An 18350-nucleotide genomic window follows, 5' to 3' on the forward strand; every position below is an offset into this window, starting at 1 on the left:
GAGTTCGGTATCAAAAGAGCGGGCCGCAGCCAGGCCCGCCATCTTCCGCCTATTCCCTATTTCTGCATCTTTGCCGCGCCGATGTCGCGATCCCACTTATCGAACATGGCCACCAGTTGCTTGGCGTCCAGGGGCGGCTCGGTGGGGTTGTTGGCGATAAGCCCGGCGTATTCAGGCCGCCCGAAGGTCTTGATCGTCTCCTGGCTGTCGGCCGGAGCCATATCCAGGGTGACGCCCTTGATGGACGGACCGGGATACATATAGCCGTGATCGTACATAAAGGCCTGTTGTTCGGGTTTCAGGATAAAGGCCATTAATTGCAGCACTACATCCAGTTTTTCTTTCGCGATCCCCTTGGGTATGGCCATGTAATTGGCATCTCCCACCCAATGGAATCCCTTCAGGGTGCCGACCTTATACTCCGCCGGCACGATGCCCAAATAGCGGGGATTGATGTCCCAGCCTCCCGTGGAGGCGATGATATCGCGGGTGCCCTCCGCCAGCTCCTTCATGGTTGCCGTGGTGCCGCCGGGGTAGTATTCAATGCAGCCGTCAAGCTGCTTGAGATAGGCCCAGGTCTTGTCCCAGCCGTGGACCGGATCCAGGGGGTCCTTGTCTTTGAGCAAATAGGGCAGACCCATCACAAAGGTCCTGCCCGGGCCGGAATTGGACGGCCGGGCATACATGAATTTGCCGGGATTGGCCTTGCACCAGGACAGCAGTTTTTCCGCCGTGTCCGGCATATTCTTCACCCGATCCGGCGCGTACTCAAGCAGCGGGCCGGACGGCGTCCAATCCACCACAAACGCTTGCCCCCGGGCCATTTTCTGCATCAGGTAGGCACCAGGGAGATAGAGCTGCTCCATGTTCGGAAACATGCTCTGGTATTGTGGCAGAATCTGCATCCACAACCCTTGTCCCATCCCGGCGGCAAGGGCATCGTTGCCGGTAAGGACAAAGTCGATGTCCACCCGTCCGGCATCCTGCTGCGCCTTCAGCTTGCCGGCCAGTTCGGGAGCCGTGGCCTGCGTGAAGACAAAGTTCTTCACCAGTTCGGGATGCTCGGCCTTGAATTTATCGAACGCGGGCTGGCTTATCTGCAGGTCGCCGGCCACATCGATAACGTTAATGGTAACGGGTTCCGCGAAAGCCTGAAACGAACCGGCGAGAGACGAGAGAACCACGGTAGCCGCCAGTGCGGCCAGACGGCAAAGGGCAATGCTGCTTTTTTTCACGACTCCACTCCTTTAATCAGTGTTAACTCAGGTTCTTCGTTTCCCAGGGTTAGCGGGTCAGCCGGCTTGCCGCGGGACCATCAAGGAACAGTTGACAATTATCATGCTGCTGCAAAATGGATGCGGGACATGCATTGATCACCGGCCCCTCCACAACGCCGCGCACCGCCTCGGCCTTGCGTTCGTCCGGCACCGTGAGGATCACCGCCTTGCTGGCCATAATGCGTTGCACCGTCATTGAGATGGCCCGCAGGGGGACCTCCTCAAGGGTGGCGAACCAGCCCTCGCCAAACTGCTGCCGGCGACAGCGTTCATCCAGGTCCACCACCTTATAAGCCACCGTGGAGGTGAAATCAGCCGGCGGGTCGTTGAAGGCGAGATGGCCGTTCTCGCCGATGCCGGCGAACATGACATCGATGGGATGTTTATCCAGCAGGCCGCCGATGCGCTGCAGTTCTTCCTCCACATCCGCCGCATCGCCCCGGATGAAGTGAAAAGCCCCAAGCGTCGGCAGCCTGGAGACAAAACGCTCCTGGAGATAGCGGCGAAAGCTGGCGGGATGCGTTTGCGGCATACCGATATATTCATCAAGATGGAAGGCGGTGACCCGGGACCAGTCAATCTCCTCGTGCCCGATAAGCGCCTCGATCATTTCAAACTGACTGGCGCCGGTGGCCAAGACAATGTTCGCCCTGCCGCTTTTCCCGATGGCCGCGACGATTGCCGCCGCTCCGGCCGATGCAGCCGCGCCGGCGGTTTGTACCTTGTCGGCAAATTTATGAATTTTAATCATTCGCTCCTCTTCGGGCAGGACTGGCTGTATGAATTTTAAACCAAGGTACAATCGAGGAGAAAAAGCGTCAATGGTAAAATTACTCGTTATAGATACGTTTTTCTTATCATAGCCAGTAAATTTACATGCAGTTGTGTATAACCTTCTTATGCTATAGCGATCTTAAATTTCATTAACGGTCTGAGGGTTAACGGGAGAATACCGGCGTATCAATGGGATGACGGATTATAACGCTCACTGTGAAGTACAGCTTTACTGCAATGAAGGGAATAACTTTAGCTTAAGTTTGCGTTTGCAATTTACTTTCACGCTAAGTAATCTTTCTCAAAACGCAATCTTCCCGCATATCATCACCTATCGGGAAAAACGGCAATACAGGACCCAGAGCCATGACAAAAACGCGTAAGTCTAAACACGGCGGTCCCGGCCTTCGTGAAATCGCTGCCGAGGCAAACGTCAGTATCGCCACGGTGTCACGGGTATTGAACGGCAATGCCCGCGTCGACCCGGCTATGCGCAAACAGGTTTTGGACGCGGCCGACCGGCTCAATATCGACACCCCACAGCCGTCCAAGTCCGGCGCCCTGGTCTTTCTTCTCAGTAACCGGACAATGCTGCCGCCTTTTCACGCCTGCATCCTGGCGGGCGCCGAATCCTATTGCGCCGCCCATGGCTGGGATCTGTTTTTTGTTTCCCTGTCCTATCCCCCCAACGCCACCTCGCGGGAGCTGCATCTGCCCAAGCTGTTACAGCGCCGGGAGATGGTGCGCGGCGTCATTCTGGCGGGAAATCCCTCGCCGAATCTCATCGAGTTGCTGGAGCAAAAGAACATCAGCTATGTGGTGCTCGGCAGCAATATCCTCGGGGAATTTCCCACCCTGAAGAACGACGTGGTTTTCTCCGATGAGATGCGCGGCGGCGAAGACGTGACCCGCTATCTTATCAGCCTGGGCCATCGGGATATCTGGTTTGTGGGCAATACCCGCCTGCCCTGGTTTGCCCGCTATCACGAAGGATATTGCCGGGTCATGGAAGAGGCGTCGCTCACCCCCAGGCTGAGCAGTATCGATTCGGAAGATGACACCGAAATCGGCTATCTGGGCACAAAATACCTGCTCTCCACCGGCGAACCCGTATCTGCCATCTTCGCCGGCAACGACTCCACCGCCTGTGGCGTCTATAAGGGGCTGCGGGAACAGGGCCTGCGCATCCCGGAAAACATCAGCGTGGTGGGCTGCAACGATACGGTGGGGGACTTGCTCTACCCCAGCCTGACCACCATCCGGGAGTTCCCCGAGCAAATGGGACGGCATATGGCGGAACTGCTGTTGGAGCGCATCGCCAATCCCGAACTGGAATCCCGCCGGCTGATGATGCCGACCCAGTTCATCCGGCGAGACTCCTGCGCTCCGGTGGCGGAGGGGGAAGCCCACAGCGCTGAAGATGGCGATTCGGCATTCACCACCGTCCCGCAGCAGTAACACCGGCGGCAAAATGGGTACGTCCGGTTTACCGGACGCTTATCTTATATAAATTTCAGCGGCACAGTTAATTTGTCTCGCTGAATAATGTGCCCATAAACCATATTATTAAACTCTTTCATTTATTTTTAAAATAATGTTTTCATTGATCATGTTTATATGTTTCGTGTCCAAAAAGCGAAGTTTATTTACCATTCATTTAATCTAACCCTGTTATTTTTATGAATTACTTAGCTTCCGGGAAATGACATTATGGATATTAATAATTGTACCACTAGTAACATTGCGCCAGGCCAAGATAGCACTATCATCAGCCACAACAGCAATTTACCCAAAAGATTTGCAGCGCTTATCTCCAATTTGGAATCCGTGAGCAATCATACCGATAAGGCCGGAATTAAGAATTTCATTCATTTTTCCAATGATAATCTTGAGAAAATTAACTCTTCGCTCATGAGCGTAAGTAATCCGCAAGAGGTTGAGGAGTTAATACAACAAGCTTCTCGTCCCTGCCGAGATATAAAAGTAGAATTTGATTTAGGTCTTAGCAATACTCCCTATATCCTCCAAGAAGAGAGTAAATTAGAGGATTCGTTGAAATCACTGAAGGATCGATTACAGCAGGATATCGGCATTGAGACTGAGGAAGAAAAAGCTTTATCCCTTGAACAAAAGTTGAGAAGAGAGAGAGACCGTGTTTTTGATCAAGCAGATAAGGCGGGTAAGAAAATTGGCAAACAAGCACAAGATGGGTTGAAAAAATTAAAAGGTAAAATGAAGTGGTAAAATCAGTTTGACATTATATAAGCTAATCAATTAAATACATTTGAATATGTTAGGCATATCATTGCCTTTTATATCAGTAGCCTCATCTGCTAACGAAATTTAATACCGCTGGCTTTTTGATTAATTTTTATATGGATAATATGGACTGCCATATGTAGTAGTCCAAAAAGACTTTGTGTGATTCCGATTAAATGAATGCGCATTGCCCTGCCTGGGAAGAATTGCAGTTGCCGCCATCTGCAAAAATTTATCCCGCAGCACATCCTTTATCTTCGGATTCCAGGCTAGGCCAATTGGCCAAGGGCGCGCGTTTTCGCGTGCCGCACCATGGTTAAGCCGGCAGGCCAGGCAGGGGATTCGGCATGGATTTGTAGCCCCTCCGGCTTTAACTGCCACTTCCTCGAATACGAAACCTTCAATTCGCGCCATGTGCGCTTCCTTTTGCGCACTAGCGCGCAGTTTTACATTTCCCGGAGGCTTACTGTAGCGACGCACAGTGGCATTGTGGATGCGTTGGAACACACGCCAATGCTTTAGGGAAATGTTCGATTTGACACGATCGGCGAGGAATTGCTATTGAAGGCTCCCCCAGGTCCGGTTTTGCCCTATTTTTTCCTAACTATAAAATAAAGTCTGCTCGTTGAATTTTACCAACAGGAGAGTTGATATGTTGCCAGACGTAAAAAAAAGGTTAATAGCATTAACAAACGACAATATCAGGGAAGTAAAAATTGCCGCCATTCAGGCTTTAGCTGAATCGGCAGACCCCGAGCCTGAGATTTTAGAGCGCCTTTTGCTGCTTTCCAATGACGTTGTAAAAGAAGTAAAAGTTGCCGCTACCTTAGCGTTAGGCAGAATCAACCGATTGCTATAACCCCGCCTCTTTCTCTTTGCGGTACGATTCGGCAAGAATAGAAATATAATGCCTGACTTTTTGCCGGCGACCGAAGCGATGTACGTTATCGGATAATTGCATCATGCAGGCCGGGCAGCCGGTGGTAATAGTATCCGCGGCGGTTTGATTGACATCGTTGATTTTTCTTTCGGCGATGGCTACCGATGTTTTGAAATGCGTTAGCACATACGAACCGCCGCTGCCGCAGCAGGCGTCGGCCCTGGCCATTTCCTTGAATATCACACCGGGTATATTTTTCAGTATCTCCCTGGGTTCACGGAAAACCTTCATCACTTTTTTCAGGTGGCAGGGATCGTGATAGGTCATGACGGCATTCACCTGGCCTTGAGGAATGCGATAGCCGATGACGTCAGTCAGCAGCGTGGAAATATCATAGGTACGGCTGCGCCAAAAATCCGCCCTCGGCCCATACACCGGATCTTGCCTGAATATTTCCGGATAATCATGTTGCCAGGCCCCCCCGCAGGAACCGCAGCCGGTCACGATATAATCAACGCCGCTGTTGTCCATCGCGTCAATATTCTTTCTGCCAAGCCGGCGAATGGATTCTATATCGCCATGAACCAGAACGGGCACGCCACAGCATCCCTGATCCCGGGGAATCACCACCGCTATGTTATTTTCCTGCAAAACCGACACCAGATCTTCACCTACCTCGGGGTACAAATAATTAAACGAACACCCGGTAAAAAAAGCCACCCTGGCAACAGGATTTTCCACCGGGAGGACATCAGGCAGGCGATCCCGCAGGGGCTTTTTGGCTAACGCCGGCAGCCGCCGGTTTTGATCAAACCCTGCCGATTTTCCCAGCAATGCCAGCGACGCGCGGGGGGCGATGGCCTGTTGCCCGGCCTGGCGAAATAACAAGCCGCTGAGCCGCGCGCCGGTTTTCATGCCCAGATCAAATACCCCCTGATGTTTCAGGGTGCTGAATATCGCCTTTTTGGCCCAGGGCAATCCCTTCTCTCGCACCACGGCACACCGCAGCGCCAGAATGATTCGGCCAAAATCAACCTTGGTGGGACAAGTTTGCATACAGGACTTGCACACCAGGCAGTTGAACAGCATATCGACGACGTCTTGATCATCAATCTGCAAATTGCCGGCCATGACGGCTTCAGCAACGCCTATCTTGCCCCTCGCCACGCCGGATTCGGTTTTAGTGGTTTTATAGATTGGACAAACGGCCATGCAGAAACCACAGTGCATACACTTATCCAGTTCAGTCTGGATTGCCGCCAGGTCGTCGTATACGGTCCGGACCGGGATTGACTTTTCAACGGGAAACATGAGTCTTCTCTTCCCTGGGAATGAGCTTGCCGGGATTTAACATATGGGTGGGGTCCAGGGCGTTTTTAATGGCTTGCATGAGCTCGAGACCAGAGTCACCAATCTCATTGCCTAGAAAACGCATTTTGGCGATGCCTATGCCGTGTTCCCCCGATAAGGTGCCGCCTAATTTCAGGGCGGTGGCAAAGATCTCCTCGACGGCCTGATGCACCCGGGACATCTCGTCAGCGTTATATTTATCGGCGAGGATGGTGGGATGCAGATTCCCGTCGCCGGCATGGCCAAAGGTGCCGAGCACCAGCCGGTACTTGCGCCCGATCTCCGCCAGCGCAAGCAGCATGTCGGTGACACGACTGCGCGGCACGGTGGCGTCTTCCAATACCACCGTATTGTTAAGTGACGCCAGCGCCGGCAATGCCGCCCGTCGGGCGGACCAGAGGTTGTCGCGCTCTTCATCTGAATTGGCAATATGCAAGCTACCGTGGTTTTCTTCGACAATCCTTATCACCGCGTCGGCTTCTTGCGCCACCACCAGTTCGGCCATGCCATCAACCTCAATCAATAGCAGCGCCGCGGCGTCCGTGGGCAGTCCGACATGGGCAAAATCCTCCACCGTACGGATGGTCATGTTATCCATAATTTCCAGGGTAGCGGGAATAACCTGCGCCTTGATAATATCGGAAACCGTTTTACCGGCGTCTTCCATGATATTGAAGGCGGCCAGCATCGCTTTATGAAATTTCGGCTCGGGGAGTAATTTGCAGGTTATTTCAACAATGATGCCCAGCGTGCCTTCAGAACCAACAAAGAGGCTGGAAAAATCATAAGCAGTGACGTTTTTCACCGTTTTACCGCCAAAACGCACGCTGTTGCCATTGGCCTGGACGACTTCCATGCCCATGACATAATGTTTGGTGACGCCATATTTCAAGCCGCGCAGTCCCCCCGAGTTTTCCGCCACCGAGCCCCCCATGGTGGCGGTGGTGACGGTGCCCGGATCGGGGGGATACATCAGCCCAAAGGGCGCAATGGCATTGTTAAGATCCTGGATGACAACGCCGGGCTGCACGGTGGCGGTAAGATTCTCCGCATCGATTTCAAGAATCTGATCCATTTTTTGCAACGACAGGACTATCCCATGGTCAAGAGGAATGGTTCCGCCGCTCAAATTGGTTCCCGCGCCGCGCGGGTAGATGGCAATACTTTTCCAGGCGGCCAATTGCACCACCTTTCGCACTTGCGCCGTGCTGGTAGGCATGACAATCACTTCAGGCATGGCATGGGGCACATCGGCAGTGGCATCATAGCTATACGTCGTCAAATTAACGCTGCCAATCAATACATTATCTTTCCCTACAATAGCTTGGAGTTGGTTAATGATAATTTCGTCCAACATACATCAATCCATTAGCGCTTTGAATTTCAGGGTTGAAAGATTGTTGGCCGATTCACTGTTTGCGAATGTGATCGATAACGCTAAATACAATGAAAAGAAAAAAAGGGGGCCTATGGATCTGAAATACCTAATTGTGCCTTAAGCGTTTTTTTAACGAAAAAGTGGTGAAATCACAATAAATCAGTCTTAATAACAACATAAACCCGTCAACTTACTGCCGCGAGATTTTTAATGCCCAATCAGCGTTATGCTGCCATCGACCAGGGAACCACAGGTACGCGAGTCATCGTTTTTTCAGAAGACGGCACGCACCATTCCCCTGCCGCAATCGCCCATAAACAAATTACCCCCGATTCCGGCTGGGTCGAACATGATCCAATGGAGATCCTGGGCAATATCCGTCTGTGCCTCAGCGATTGTAACGTGGTGGATGCCATCGGCCTCGCGCACCAGGGCGAGAGCATCGTGGCATGGGATGCCCAAAGTGGTTTACCGTTATACAATGCCATTGTCTGGCAGGATCAGCGTACTGAATCGGTCATCCGACAGTTGAAAGAGGATGGCGCGGAAGCGATGGTTCGTGAGAAAACAGGGCTGCCTTTAGATACCTACTTTTCTGCCAGTAAGATGGGCTGGATTATGCGTAATGTGCCGGACGCGAAAAAACTCGCCCGTAATGGGCGGTTGCGTCTTGGGACAATGGATGCTTTTTTCCTGTTTCATCTTTGCGGCACGCACGCAACGGATTACAACTCCGCTTCCCGGACCTCGCTGTTTAATATCAGAACCCTGCAGTGGGATGACGCGCTTTGCCGGCTGTTTGGCGTTCCCATCGAAGCCCTGCCCGCCGTTAAAGATAATATCGGGTATTTTGGTGATGTGACGCTGGCGGGAAAGACCGCCCCTCTCACGGCTTGTATTGTTGATCAATTTGCCGGTACCTATGGACATGGCTGCCGCTCTCCCGGACAGATGAAAATCACCTTCGGTACCGGCGCCTTTTTGCAGTCGATCACCGGTAATGCAGTGCCCGATGCGGCAAATTCAGGGCTATTACCTACGTTATGCTGGAAGCTGCCGGGAGAAGAGCCGGTGTATGGTTTGGATGGCGGCGTATATAACGCAGCCTCGGCAATTAACTGGGCGCGGAAAATCGGCCTGTTCACCGATATTGAAGATTTTTCTGACTTTCCAAATCAGCCTGCCATCGCTCGCGGTTTAGCGTTTGTGCCTGCTTTGTCCGGCCTTGGCTGCCCATACTGGGATCGTTCTGCCGCAGGGCTGTGGGCCGGGCTCTCCCTGGAAACCGAGCGCAAAGACATGCTTCAATCGATTCTAGAAGGGATTGCCGTCCGCTCAGCGGAAGTGATTAATGCCATGGACAAGGTGCAGCCGATAGGGGATAGCATCACGGTTGACGGCGGGCTCTCATCGAACCGGTATTTTAAGCAATTCCTTTCTGACCTGATTCAAAAACACATTGTTTCCCCCGTTAACCGCGAAATGACGGCGCAAGGCGTGGCATTGCTCGCGCAAAAAGGCTTGGGAAATCATGACGCGTTCAAGATAAACGGTAATCATGAGGTCATCACGCCGCAACGTAATGATTTACAACCTTTTTATACTCGCTATTTGGACATCATTTCCCGCTCCCGCAATTTACGCGCTTAACATGAAGGACAAGGGATATACCCGTAAAACTTCCCGCTGCGGGTTTTATGGTCACAAGGTTGGCTTTCCCGCAGCTCGTCGTTTTAGGGTATATATCTGCTCATTTTTCCGGCACAGGTTCACTCAATTGAAATGGACAGCGTGCTGTCTGAGGTCAAGTGAGTAATATTGATATTTTTCAGCAGAATCCGGCGCTCCGGCATGCAGCGATGACGCCGGCGGTACAGCTCCCGTTGCCCGTCGCGTACCACAACCTCACCGCTGACGGGCCGCGAAACCCTGATGTTCAGCGTCGCCGTTTTATCTTCGCCGCCCAGACGGATGACGGCCGGGGCCGACATCCGGATAATATCCTGATGTTCAATGGGCAACACCGGGTTATCCGTTTGTGTCGGCTGCTCTTCCTGCAGAGCCAGGGCCACGGCTTTGCCTACTTGCAAGCCTTCCTGATAGCATTGGTCGCCCATATCTGCCGGATGCGTCATATTCCCTACCGCATAAAAGTCGCGATCAGAACAGCAACCATGCTGATCAAAAAGAGGACGGCCGGTTTTTTTATCATGCTGCAAATGACTTTTAAGAATCAGGGTATATTCCCCAACGAATTTGCCGGTGAAAATGACGCTGTCGCAGTCCAGCCTTACTGTTTTGCCGCGCTTATCGGTAATGTCCATACCCTCAACACGTTCACTGCCACAGATATGACTGACCCGAGTGTTAAAATGAACGGGCACTCTCAGTAAATGGGCCAATAACGTACTAAGGCGAAAGGCAACAGGACGGGGATGCTCATCCACTAGCGCCACAGGCTTGATACCTGCGCGGTATAAGGTCCAAAGCGCAGAAAAACTGACCAGTTCGCTGCCGACGATGACCGAGCGGTTTCCTGGTTTGAGCTTACGCAAATAGATAAACTGCTGTAATGCACCGGCCGTCAGCACCCCCTGCGGACGAAGACCGCTTATCAGTCGCGCATGTCGCGGCGTTTCACGTACGCCCGTCGCGATAATCACTCTCTTTGCCTGAAGCGTTTCTAAACCGTTATCCGACGAAATATCAACGAAACCCCCGGGCCGGATACTGATAACCGTGGTGTCGGTTCGCAGGGGGATCTCCTTGACCGGCTGCAGAATCTTCTTTATCCAGGTATTCCCTTTCATTGGCCGAAAATAGGTCAGGAGTCCGAACGTGGGATGTTGGCAATGCCGCGGCACCCCGCCCGCCTGGCTCTCACGCTCAATCAACAGCAAATCTTGGACACCCGCGTCCTTTAATGCTCTGGCAGCGGCCAACCCCGCCGGGCCGGCACCGATAATAATCACCTTGTAGTTTTTTTTCATTCTATATGTCCAACGACCAGCGAGTTATCCAAACGGTTCCCAACTATCTCGGCCACATGATTACTACAGAAAAACCCATTACATCGTCCCATCATGACGCGCGTTCGGCGACGAAGTCCCCCGATACATTCAGGAGGAATATCAGAGTCAAATGCCGCCTCTATCTCCCTGCGGGTAACCAGTTCGCAGTGGCAGACAATCCCACCGTTGCCCGGGCAGGCGTAATCCCTTGGCTGGTATTCGGACAGCATAGGCATGGTGGGCCAGAAAAGTTGTCCTGGGGGATTAAGCGCAAACAAAGGCGCAAAATTCTGCCTATAGAGGGATTCAATATGGGCGGCAATCCCCAGTGCGGAAGTCAGCCCGGTAGAACGAATCCCACCCGCGGTAATCCACTGTTTTTCAGGATAATCGAGTATGCGATATTCTTTCTTTTCGGTAGCGGGACGTAAACCGGCGTAGGTCGCCGTTACGCTATAATCCGCCAGGCTGGGCAGCAGCCGGCAACCTTTCTCCATCAGCTCTTTTAGCTTTTCTTCATCGACTTCAGCTTTATCGCGATCGGTTTGTTCTTCCGCCGTCGGCCCCAGGATAAGATTGCCAAAGATGGTCTTTGACAATAAAACCCCTTTCGTGATTGCGGTGGGGACCGGCAAAATGATCGCTGTGATTTTTTCCGCGGCGGGCTTGTCGTAAACCAGAAACTGACCTTTACGCGGACGGATTTCAAATTCAGGTTCGCGCCACATTGCATCAACATGGTCGCCATGATTACCCGCGCAGTTGATTACCAGCCGCGCGTTGAATGTGCCCTTCGCCGTTTCCAAAGTCCACTGGCCGTCGTTAAAACCGGCATGTCTGACCCCACAGTTGAAATGATACCGGCCACCGTGTTTGACGCCTTGTACCAGGTAAGCCAATGGCGTGCTCCAGGGATCAATAACACTTTCGCCGGGAACAATGACCCCGCCCATTGCGCCGGGTGAAAGGTGGGGTTCACGTTGATATATTTCTTGGCTATCAATCTGCCTAACATCCATTACCCCGTTCTGATGCGCCACCTTCACAATTCCGGCTAAAGCCGCAAACTGTTCGTCATTCCAGGCAATCACTATCGCTCCCGTTTCCAGCAGCGGCAGGTTCATTTTCTGATGGATAGCAAGGTATTCCCGGTAGCCGGCCTGCATGCAGGCTAGCTCCAGGCTGTCCGGCGGAGCATCAAATCCGGTATGCAGCAAAGCGCTGTTGGCCTTGCTGGCGCCGGAGAGAATATCCCCGCCTTTTTCCAGCAGCACCGCTCTGGCCCCCATTAGACAAAAGCGCCGGAATACGGCACATCCCACCACGCCTCCACCGATAACAATCACGTCTGCGGAACTGTTTGATTGTGTCATGACTTTATTTCCACCTTCACTTAACACGCTAAAACGAACTTCGACAATCCATGGCATTTTGTAAACAAAACGATCAGAAAATGCGTCACACCCCTGACCGTTTGAATGGCCGGGAAGATAAGTGAGTGCTAAAAACCTACGCCAGCAATTGACCAAAATCAATATGAAAAATGACCGTTCGGTCATAAGGCGTGAATAAATCCACACAAACAGCATATTCATCTACTCGCCAGTCTCAACCCGGATTAAAAGCACTTTCCGAATGTTTAATGAACAAATTATTGCATTTATTTGTCACAAAATTGCAAAAGAAATTGACCGTTCGGTAACTAATATATTACTGTTCGGTCGTATTAATTGATTCCCGTGCATGCCAATTGCCATGTAAAATCAGGCTTTTGACTGCAAACTTAGGTGTTAGGAGTGAAAAGGAATAGTTGAAAATGTTAAAAACAAAGACATTGGTAGTGAGTGCTTTGCTTGTTGCCTTAGCCTCTGCGATAGCACCTGCGAGCTTTGCAGCAGATAAAAAAACACCGGTGGTCGGCATTGTGGCCATAGACCTGCAAAACTCGTTTTTTGTCCGTATGCGTCAAGCAGGCGATGAAGCGGCAAAAGACTACGGCGTTAAAACTATTTGGCAAGGTTCCGAAGGCAGCCTGGAAAAAGAGATTTCCAACATTGAGAACTTCGTGAACCAGGGCGTTGACGTGATTCTCGTCGATCCGTTGGATCGCGCTGCGATTGCGGCGGCGGTACAAAAAGCAAAAGCAAAAAATATTCCCGTCATTGCCATGGGCAATAAAGTGGACGGGAATTGGAATTACAATACGCTTTATCCCGATTACTCCAATATGAGCACCGTTGCCCGTGCATTGGGCAATAAACTTGAAGGCAAGGGAGAGGTCGCGTTGTTAATCGGCGGAAAAGGCAACTATGTTTCCGATACCCGCGAGAAAGCCTTCCGCGATGTCATGAGCAAAGAGTTCCCCGGTATTAAACTGGTGGGCGTCGAAGCGACGAACTGGGACAGTTCCCGCTCCTCTGATGCCGTACAAACCTGGCTCTCTACCTATCCTGACCTTAAGGGAATCGGCTGCTTCGCTGATTCCATTTGCGTAGCGGCAAAAGCGGTTGTTGATGCCAACGGACGCAAAATCGCGTTTGCCAGTTATGAGGGGGATCCTGAGATGTTCCCTTATGTGGCGGACGGTTCCAATGTCATTGATGTGCTGAACGGGGCTTACCGTGTAGGGTACTGGAATATCGCGGTTGCAGCGCGCATTGCCAAAGGCGCCAAATATGATACTGATCTTCATATGCCGACCTATTTTGTGACATCCGATAAAACGGCGGCTGAGCTTAAAGCGAAGGGGATGAATTTCCCTTATATCACTCCAGCCAAAGCAGAAGTCGTCGCTAAGGATTACCGGAACGAGATGTCGCCGTCCAAGCCGGACTCGGCGATGACCGTAGCCGCTCAGTAAGCACTGCCTGTTAGCCCGGCGCTGCGGCCCGGGCTTTGGGAGTAAAATCATGTCGGAAAACAGCGTGAACGTGGCAATGAAGTCGAAAGAAAAACGTAAAACCATTAAGCAGGAAATGGTGCTCTTCGCCATTATTCTTTTTTCCGTCGCTGTATTCGGCGTTGCGACGCCTGACTACCTCTCCCCGGCCAATTTATTGAATATCGGGCAACAGACCGCCGTTATCGCTACGGTGGCATATGCCATGACTGCCGTGATCATCTGCAAGGGTATCGATATTTCTGTCGGCAGCGTCCTTGCCGCCAGCGGAATTTTGGCGGCATTGGTTATGCAGTCCACGGGAATGCCGGGTTGGATGGCAATCATTGCCGTGGTTCTGATTGGGGCGGTATTCGGCCTTTTGAACGGTGTGTTGATTAGCTATATCAATATCAGTCCTTTCGTGACGACGTTGGCCGTGTATGCCTTTGCGCGCGGGGTCGCACTCAGCTTTTCCGGCTCTCAATCCATCTCTATTGATTCCCCCCTCTATCTTTGGTTTGGCAGTACAGATATAGCGGGGGTGCCCGTTAGCCTGGTCGTTGCCGTGGTGCTGGCATTATTGTGGCTATTCCTGCTTAACCGCACAATATTCGGCCGCTGGCTATATGCAACCGGCGGCAACGAAGACGCGGCAAAGGCCTCATTGATTCCGGTACGCAAGGTACGTACATTAATTTATGTTCTGGCCGGGGCGAGTGCCGGTTTGGGGGCATTGCTGACAACCGGACGCGTCGGATCAGCGCAACCACTGGCGGGTATCGGACTGGAATTCTCCGCAATTACCGCGGCTATTATCGGTGGCGCCCGTCTGGCCGGCGGGAAAGGGTCGATCCTCGGCACAGCCCTGGGCGCCTTGCTGCTAGGCGTTGTAAATACCGGACTCTCTTTTCTCCAGGTGTCCCAGCAAGTTAACTATTTTTTCACCGGCGGCTTCGTGCTGATCGCCGTTTTGTTGAGCCAGCGAGAGACTTTCCATGGCTGGAAAGTGAGCAGACTGTTTGACCGCGGTACCCGTAGCCACTTTCCGCGCGTCGAGCCGGAAACCGGCCAGCGCGTACTGGAGCTCAAAGGGATCTCAAAAATTTTCCCCGGGGTAAAGGCGCTCTCTGAGGTATCCATGAACCTTCGCAGCGGCGAGGTGGTTGCCCTGGTAGGCGAAAACGGCGCCGGTAAATCCACATTGGTTAAAGTGCTCTCGGGCATTCATCAACCCGAAGAGGGGAGCCTGTGGCTGGATGGGCAGCACGTCATACTGGCTTCGCCCGCCGACAGCCGGCGGGCAGGAATCTCGATTATTCATCAACATTTCAGTCTCATTCCGGAGCTTAGCGTAGCGGAAAATCTCGCATTGGCTCAAGCTCATCTTCCTAAGCGTTTTGGCGTGGCGCTTAACCGCAAGTTAATGCGCAACCGTGCAAAAATGCTGATTGATGAGCTACAGCTGGGCATCAGCCCGGATGCTAAAGTGGCCAACCTCACCATCGGCCAGTGTCAAATGGTTGAAGTGGCAAAAGCCATGATGGCTGATGCGTGGTTGATTGTGATGGATGAACCCACCAGTGCCCTGACCAACCCGGAGCGTGACCAGCTTTACCTGCTTATTGAGCGTTTAATCAAACGCAACTGCAGCGTGCTTTATATCTCCCACAAGATGCAGGAAATTTACACGCTGGCCAGCCGGGCGGTGGTATTACGCGATGGTAAACATGCAGGAGAAGCCGCAATCCCTGCCACCAGCGAATCAGCCCTGATCAATATGATGGTAGGACGGGATATCGGCAACGTCTTTCCCTGGAGCAAGGCCGAGCTTGGTGAATCACTGCTCCAGGTCACTAATCTCTCAGCCGGCGGCTTATTGCTGGATATCAATCTGGAAGTAAAACAAGGGGAGTTGGTTGCCTTGACCGGTTTGATGGGGAGCGGGCGGACCGAATTACTGCGATGTATCTCCGGGCAGGAGATATTTAATCACGGAACAGTCTCTCTTCAGGGAAAAGAATTGTTGTCAGGCAATGCGTGGATGGCCAGCCGGCTGGGCGTTGCGTATGTACCTGAAGATCGCCATAAAGAAGGGTTTATCAGCACCATGTCTCTGGAGGATAACATTGCCCTGCGCTGGATCTGGCATAACAGCCGTGCGGGGATCCTGGCGAGAAGCAATATCGCGGAACTGGCAAAAAGCATGATCGCCAAGTTGGGCGTTCGTCCGGCCAACCCCGAGACCCTGGCGGGTAGCCTCTCGGGGGGCAACCAGCAAAAAATCGTGATTGGTAAATGGCTGGCGACCGCACCTCATCTGCTGCTGCTTGATGAGCCGACAAATGGCGTCGATGTCGGAGCAAAATTCGAAATTCACAGCCTTATTGCCGGGTTAAAACAGCAGGGAATGGGAATATTGATGGTTTCAAGTGAATTGCCTGAAGCGCTTGGCGTCGCGGACAGAATTGTGGTTTTAAGCGCAGGACGCATTGCCGGACAGCTGCCACGCGGCGCGACGGAAGAACAAGTCATGAAATTGGCGTTTAAATATGTCTAATCCCGGGAGTCAAACCATGATCAACCAACGTTCACTGCTCAGATGGGGATTGGATTTCGCCCCCCTGCTTTTGCTGGCGTTGCTGTTAGTGATATTTGGCGGCGTCGACAGCCGGATAGTTTCTGTTAACAACCTGAATATTATCGTGTTACAGGCCACCTCGGTTGCTTTATTGGGGCTGGCAATGTTCTGGATCCTGCTAGTAGGTGAAATTGATTTGTCCGCGGGTAACCTGGTGTCATTCAGCGCCGTCACCATGGGTACGTTATTGTCCTCGGGATATGGATTAGCGCCGTCTTTGGCCGTCGGACTATTTTCTTGTCTCTTTTTCGGGCTTATAAACGGATTGATGGTCGCTATCCTTAAACTGCCCTCATTTATCGCTACGCTGGTGACTACGCTTATCCTGCAAGGCGCAACGCTAATGGTGGCAAAGACCGGCACTATCCTGGTATTGAATCCTTTGCTTCGCCGTTTTGGCGCCTTTACGTCCGCTTATATTCTCCCGCCCACCGTGCTGTTTGTTATCATCATCGCAGCACTGTGCTGGTGGCTGGCGAAACGAACGGCCTTTGGCTTGAAAACCTATGCCATAGGCTCGTCAGCCGAGCGCGCAGTACTGGCGGGAATTTCGGTGCGGGGGCAAAAAGTGTGTGTTTTCCTGGTCTCATCGGTACTTGTTTTCTTCACGGCGACAGTGGTTATCGCGCGAATTCCGGTTGTGAACCCCAATGTCGGCGGCATCAGTCTCTTACTGGACGCCATAGCCGCGGCGGTAATAGGCGGGACCAGCCTTTTCGGCGGCCGGGGCATGGTGGCCGGGGTAATATGCGGCGCATTGATAATCAGCCTTTTAACCGCCGCACTACGTATTCTGGGAATAGATCCGTCGAGCCTCGACTTATACAAGGGGCTGATAATCATCTGTATTCTTCTCCTCGATCAAGGCCTGAGCCTGATTCGCCAAAAAAGGAAACAGGCGGTGTGACGCAAGACCAGAGCGCCGGCATGATATAACATCCATTAATGAGCCAATTGCCCCATTGGTCATCCATTTTATCAATCAAGGCCCGCTGGCCTGATTGACATTTTTTATACCATGCGTACTCTCTTTGCCGTTCAGTCAGAGTGAATAACGCTATGTAACCATGCGGGTTTCTCTTTCAACGTGGAGATGAAGGGTGATGCGACCAGAGCAAAGGCGCTTGGCGATAATAGAACTACTTAGTGAACATCATAAACTCACCGTGGACTTTTTGGCTGAGCATTTGAGTGCTTCAAAGGAAACCATCCGGCGCGATCTGACCGATCTGGCAAACATAGGGCAACTTCGCAAATTCCATGGCGGGGCGGCAATACTGGATAATACGCTGCAGGAAGGCGAGTTCAGCGCGCGCCTGAGTGAAAACGCACAGGAAAAACGCGCAATTGCCCTCGCGGCAACCTCGTTATTTCACAAAAATGATTCAATATTCATTGATACCGGGACAACGACCCTTGCGTTCGCCCGTGAATTGGCGGTCAATGCCAAGGAATTGACGATTATCACCAACTCGGTTTCTATTACGCAAGTACTGGCGCGAAGCAGCGGAAACCATAAAGTGTACTTGATTGGCGGCCAATATCGTGAAGATGCGGCGGAAAACCTTGGCCCGCTTGCCGTAGCGCAAATTTCCATGTTTCATGTGTCGGATGCCGTGATTACCGTGGGGGCTATGGATGAAAATGGCGTCATGGACTATGACCTGGAAGAAGCCGAGATCGCGCGTGCGATGATCGCTCAGGCAAAACAGGTTACGGTACTGGCCGATCACAGCAAAATAGGCCGCTCGGCCCTGTTCACACTCTGTTCATTGAAAGATATTCATCGGTTGGTCACGGACCGTTTGCCGGGTAAAGCGTTCTATAATGCGCTGCAAGATGCCGGCATCGAATGTATTGTTTCTGCAGAAGGGATGAGACTCAGCAATGCAATCGATTAAA

The 18350-nt window shown here is 52.1% G+C and carries 15 protein-coding genes; 8 read left to right on the forward strand and 7 right to left on the reverse strand.

The window, feature by feature from the left end; all coding sequences use genetic code 11:
- Nucleotides 1–56 precede the first annotated feature (56 nt).
- Together ACL2XJ_RS00560 and ACL2XJ_RS00565 are read right to left on the reverse strand one after the other, a co-directional pair.
- On the reverse strand, nucleotides 57–1235 hold the full coding sequence (locus ACL2XJ_RS00560) for an extracellular solute-binding protein (protein ID WP_132926372.1): 1179 nt from the start codon (nucleotides 1233–1235) through the stop codon (nucleotides 57–59).
- Nucleotides 1236–1284: 49 nt separating this feature from the next.
- Nucleotides 1285–2028, reverse strand: coding sequence for a glucosamine-6-phosphate deaminase (locus tag ACL2XJ_RS00565; protein ID WP_413725332.1), 744 nt, complete (start codon nucleotides 2026–2028; stop codon nucleotides 1285–1287).
- A 389-nt stretch (nucleotides 2029–2417) separates the two neighbouring features.
- Between ACL2XJ_RS00565 and ACL2XJ_RS00570 the strand changes: the two genes are divergently transcribed.
- Entirely contained in the window at nucleotides 2418–3509 is a 1092-nt protein-coding gene (locus ACL2XJ_RS00570; RefSeq protein ID WP_413725333.1) for a LacI family DNA-binding transcriptional regulator, read from the forward strand.
- 252 nt (nucleotides 3510–3761) lie between these two features.
- Nucleotides 3762–4295, forward strand: a complete 534-nt coding sequence (locus ACL2XJ_RS00575) for a hypothetical protein (protein ID WP_413725334.1) — start codon at nucleotides 3762–3764, stop codon at nucleotides 4293–4295.
- 120 nt (nucleotides 4296–4415) lie between these two features.
- On the opposite strand, the gene ACL2XJ_RS00580 is transcribed toward ACL2XJ_RS00575, so the two are convergent.
- Nucleotides 4416–4724: a hypothetical protein gene (locus tag ACL2XJ_RS00580; protein ID WP_413725335.1), complete on the reverse strand. Its 309-nt coding sequence runs from the start codon at nucleotides 4722–4724 to the stop codon at nucleotides 4416–4418.
- 238 nt (nucleotides 4725–4962) lie between these two features.
- Here ACL2XJ_RS00580 and ACL2XJ_RS00585 point away from each other — a divergent pair, with 238 nt between their 5' ends.
- Nucleotides 4963–5169: a hypothetical protein gene (locus ACL2XJ_RS00585; RefSeq protein WP_132926362.1), complete on the forward strand. Its 207-nt coding sequence runs from the start codon at nucleotides 4963–4965 to the stop codon at nucleotides 5167–5169.
- Here the strand turns inward: ACL2XJ_RS00585 and ACL2XJ_RS00590 are convergent.
- Nucleotides 5164–6501, reverse strand: a complete 1338-nt coding sequence (locus ACL2XJ_RS00590) for a (Fe-S)-binding protein (protein ID WP_413725336.1) — start codon at nucleotides 6499–6501, stop codon at nucleotides 5164–5166. The genes ACL2XJ_RS00585 and ACL2XJ_RS00590 overlap by 6 nt on opposite strands.
- On the reverse strand, nucleotides 6488–7897 hold the full coding sequence (locus tag ACL2XJ_RS00595) for an FAD-binding oxidoreductase (protein ID WP_413725337.1): 1410 nt from the start codon (nucleotides 7895–7897) through the stop codon (nucleotides 6488–6490). Before ACL2XJ_RS00595 ends, ACL2XJ_RS00590 begins: the two co-directional genes overlap by 14 nt.
- A 231-nt stretch (nucleotides 7898–8128) precedes the next feature.
- Between ACL2XJ_RS00595 and ACL2XJ_RS00600 the strand changes: the two genes are divergently transcribed.
- Entirely contained in the window at nucleotides 8129–9568 is a 1440-nt protein-coding gene (locus ACL2XJ_RS00600; RefSeq protein WP_413725338.1) for an FGGY-family carbohydrate kinase, read from the forward strand.
- 119 nt (nucleotides 9569–9687) lie between these two features.
- Here ACL2XJ_RS00600 and ACL2XJ_RS00605 read toward each other — a convergent pair whose 3' ends face one another.
- Both ACL2XJ_RS00605 and ACL2XJ_RS00610 read right to left on the reverse strand, forming a co-directional pair.
- Nucleotides 9688–10908: an FAD-dependent oxidoreductase gene (locus ACL2XJ_RS00605; protein WP_413725339.1), complete on the reverse strand. Its 1221-nt coding sequence runs from the start codon at nucleotides 10906–10908 to the stop codon at nucleotides 9688–9690.
- Entirely contained in the window at nucleotides 10905–12302 is a 1398-nt protein-coding gene (locus tag ACL2XJ_RS00610) for an NAD(P)/FAD-dependent oxidoreductase (RefSeq protein ID WP_132928025.1), read from the reverse strand. The genes ACL2XJ_RS00605 and ACL2XJ_RS00610 overlap by 4 nt, the downstream gene beginning before the upstream one ends.
- A 443-nt stretch (nucleotides 12303–12745) precedes the next feature.
- Between ACL2XJ_RS00610 and ACL2XJ_RS00615 the strand changes: the two genes are divergently transcribed.
- The 4 genes from ACL2XJ_RS00615 to ACL2XJ_RS00630 all read left to right on the forward strand — a co-directional run bounded on the left by ACL2XJ_RS00615 (nucleotide 12746) and on the right by ACL2XJ_RS00630 (nucleotide 18349).
- On the forward strand, nucleotides 12746–13789 hold the full coding sequence (locus tag ACL2XJ_RS00615; RefSeq protein ID WP_132926354.1) for a sugar ABC transporter substrate-binding protein: 1044 nt from the start codon (nucleotides 12746–12748) through the stop codon (nucleotides 13787–13789).
- A gap of 49 nt (nucleotides 13790–13838) precedes the next feature.
- Nucleotides 13839–16367 (forward strand): ATP-binding cassette domain-containing protein, encoded by a 2529-nt coding sequence (locus ACL2XJ_RS00620; RefSeq protein ID WP_413725340.1) that lies wholly within the window; start codon nucleotides 13839–13841, stop codon nucleotides 16365–16367.
- A gap of 16 nt (nucleotides 16368–16383) precedes the next feature.
- Complete coding sequence (locus ACL2XJ_RS00625) at nucleotides 16384–17355, forward strand: ABC transporter permease (protein WP_413725341.1); 972 nt, start codon at nucleotides 16384–16386, stop codon at nucleotides 17353–17355.
- A gap of 196 nt (nucleotides 17356–17551) precedes the next feature.
- Entirely contained in the window at nucleotides 17552–18349 is a 798-nt protein-coding gene (locus ACL2XJ_RS00630) for a DeoR/GlpR family DNA-binding transcription regulator (protein WP_132926348.1), read from the forward strand.
- Nucleotide 18350 lies beyond the last annotated feature (1 nt).

Source organism: Sodalis sp. RH16 (assembly GCF_047324245.1).
GTDB lineage: Bacteria > Pseudomonadota > Gammaproteobacteria > Enterobacterales > Enterobacteriaceae > Acerihabitans > Acerihabitans ligni.

What these genes read in the sequence shown, in the direction of transcription:
- ACL2XJ_RS00565 (WP_413725332.1), bottom strand. Translation starts at nt 2,028, where the DNA reads ATGATTAAAATTCATAAATTTGCCGACAAGGTACAAACCGCCGGCGCG.
- ACL2XJ_RS00570 (WP_413725333.1), top strand. Translation starts at nt 2,418, where the DNA reads ATGACAAAAACGCGTAAGTCTAAACACGGCGGTCCCGGCCTTCGTGAA.
- ACL2XJ_RS00575 (WP_413725334.1), top strand. Translation starts at nt 3,762, where the DNA reads ATGGATATTAATAATTGTACCACTAGTAACATTGCGCCAGGCCAAGAT.
- ACL2XJ_RS00580 (WP_413725335.1), bottom strand. Translation starts at nt 4,724, where the DNA reads ATGGCGCGAATTGAAGGTTTCGTATTCGAGGAAGTGGCAGTTAAAGCC.
- ACL2XJ_RS00585 (WP_132926362.1), top strand. Translation starts at nt 4,963, where the DNA reads ATGTTGCCAGACGTAAAAAAAAGGTTAATAGCATTAACAAACGACAAT.
- ACL2XJ_RS00590 (WP_413725336.1), bottom strand. Translation starts at nt 6,501, where the DNA reads ATGTTTCCCGTTGAAAAGTCAATCCCGGTCCGGACCGTATACGACGAC.
- ACL2XJ_RS00595 (WP_413725337.1), bottom strand. Translation starts at nt 7,897, where the DNA reads ATGTTGGACGAAATTATCATTAACCAACTCCAAGCTATTGTAGGGAAA.
- ACL2XJ_RS00600 (WP_413725338.1), top strand. Translation starts at nt 8,129, where the DNA reads ATGCCCAATCAGCGTTATGCTGCCATCGACCAGGGAACCACAGGTACG.
- ACL2XJ_RS00605 (WP_413725339.1), bottom strand. Translation starts at nt 10,908, where the DNA reads ATGAAAAAAAACTACAAGGTGATTATTATCGGTGCCGGCCCGGCGGGG.
- ACL2XJ_RS00610 (WP_132928025.1), bottom strand. Translation starts at nt 12,302, where the DNA reads ATGACACAATCAAACAGTTCCGCAGACGTGATTGTTATCGGTGGAGGC.
- ACL2XJ_RS00615 (WP_132926354.1), top strand. Translation starts at nt 12,746, where the DNA reads ATGTTAAAAACAAAGACATTGGTAGTGAGTGCTTTGCTTGTTGCCTTA.
- ACL2XJ_RS00620 (WP_413725340.1), top strand. Translation starts at nt 13,839, where the DNA reads ATGTCGGAAAACAGCGTGAACGTGGCAATGAAGTCGAAAGAAAAACGT.
- ACL2XJ_RS00625 (WP_413725341.1), top strand. Translation starts at nt 16,384, where the DNA reads ATGATCAACCAACGTTCACTGCTCAGATGGGGATTGGATTTCGCCCCC.
- ACL2XJ_RS00630 (WP_132926348.1), top strand. Translation starts at nt 17,552, where the DNA reads ATGCGACCAGAGCAAAGGCGCTTGGCGATAATAGAACTACTTAGTGAA.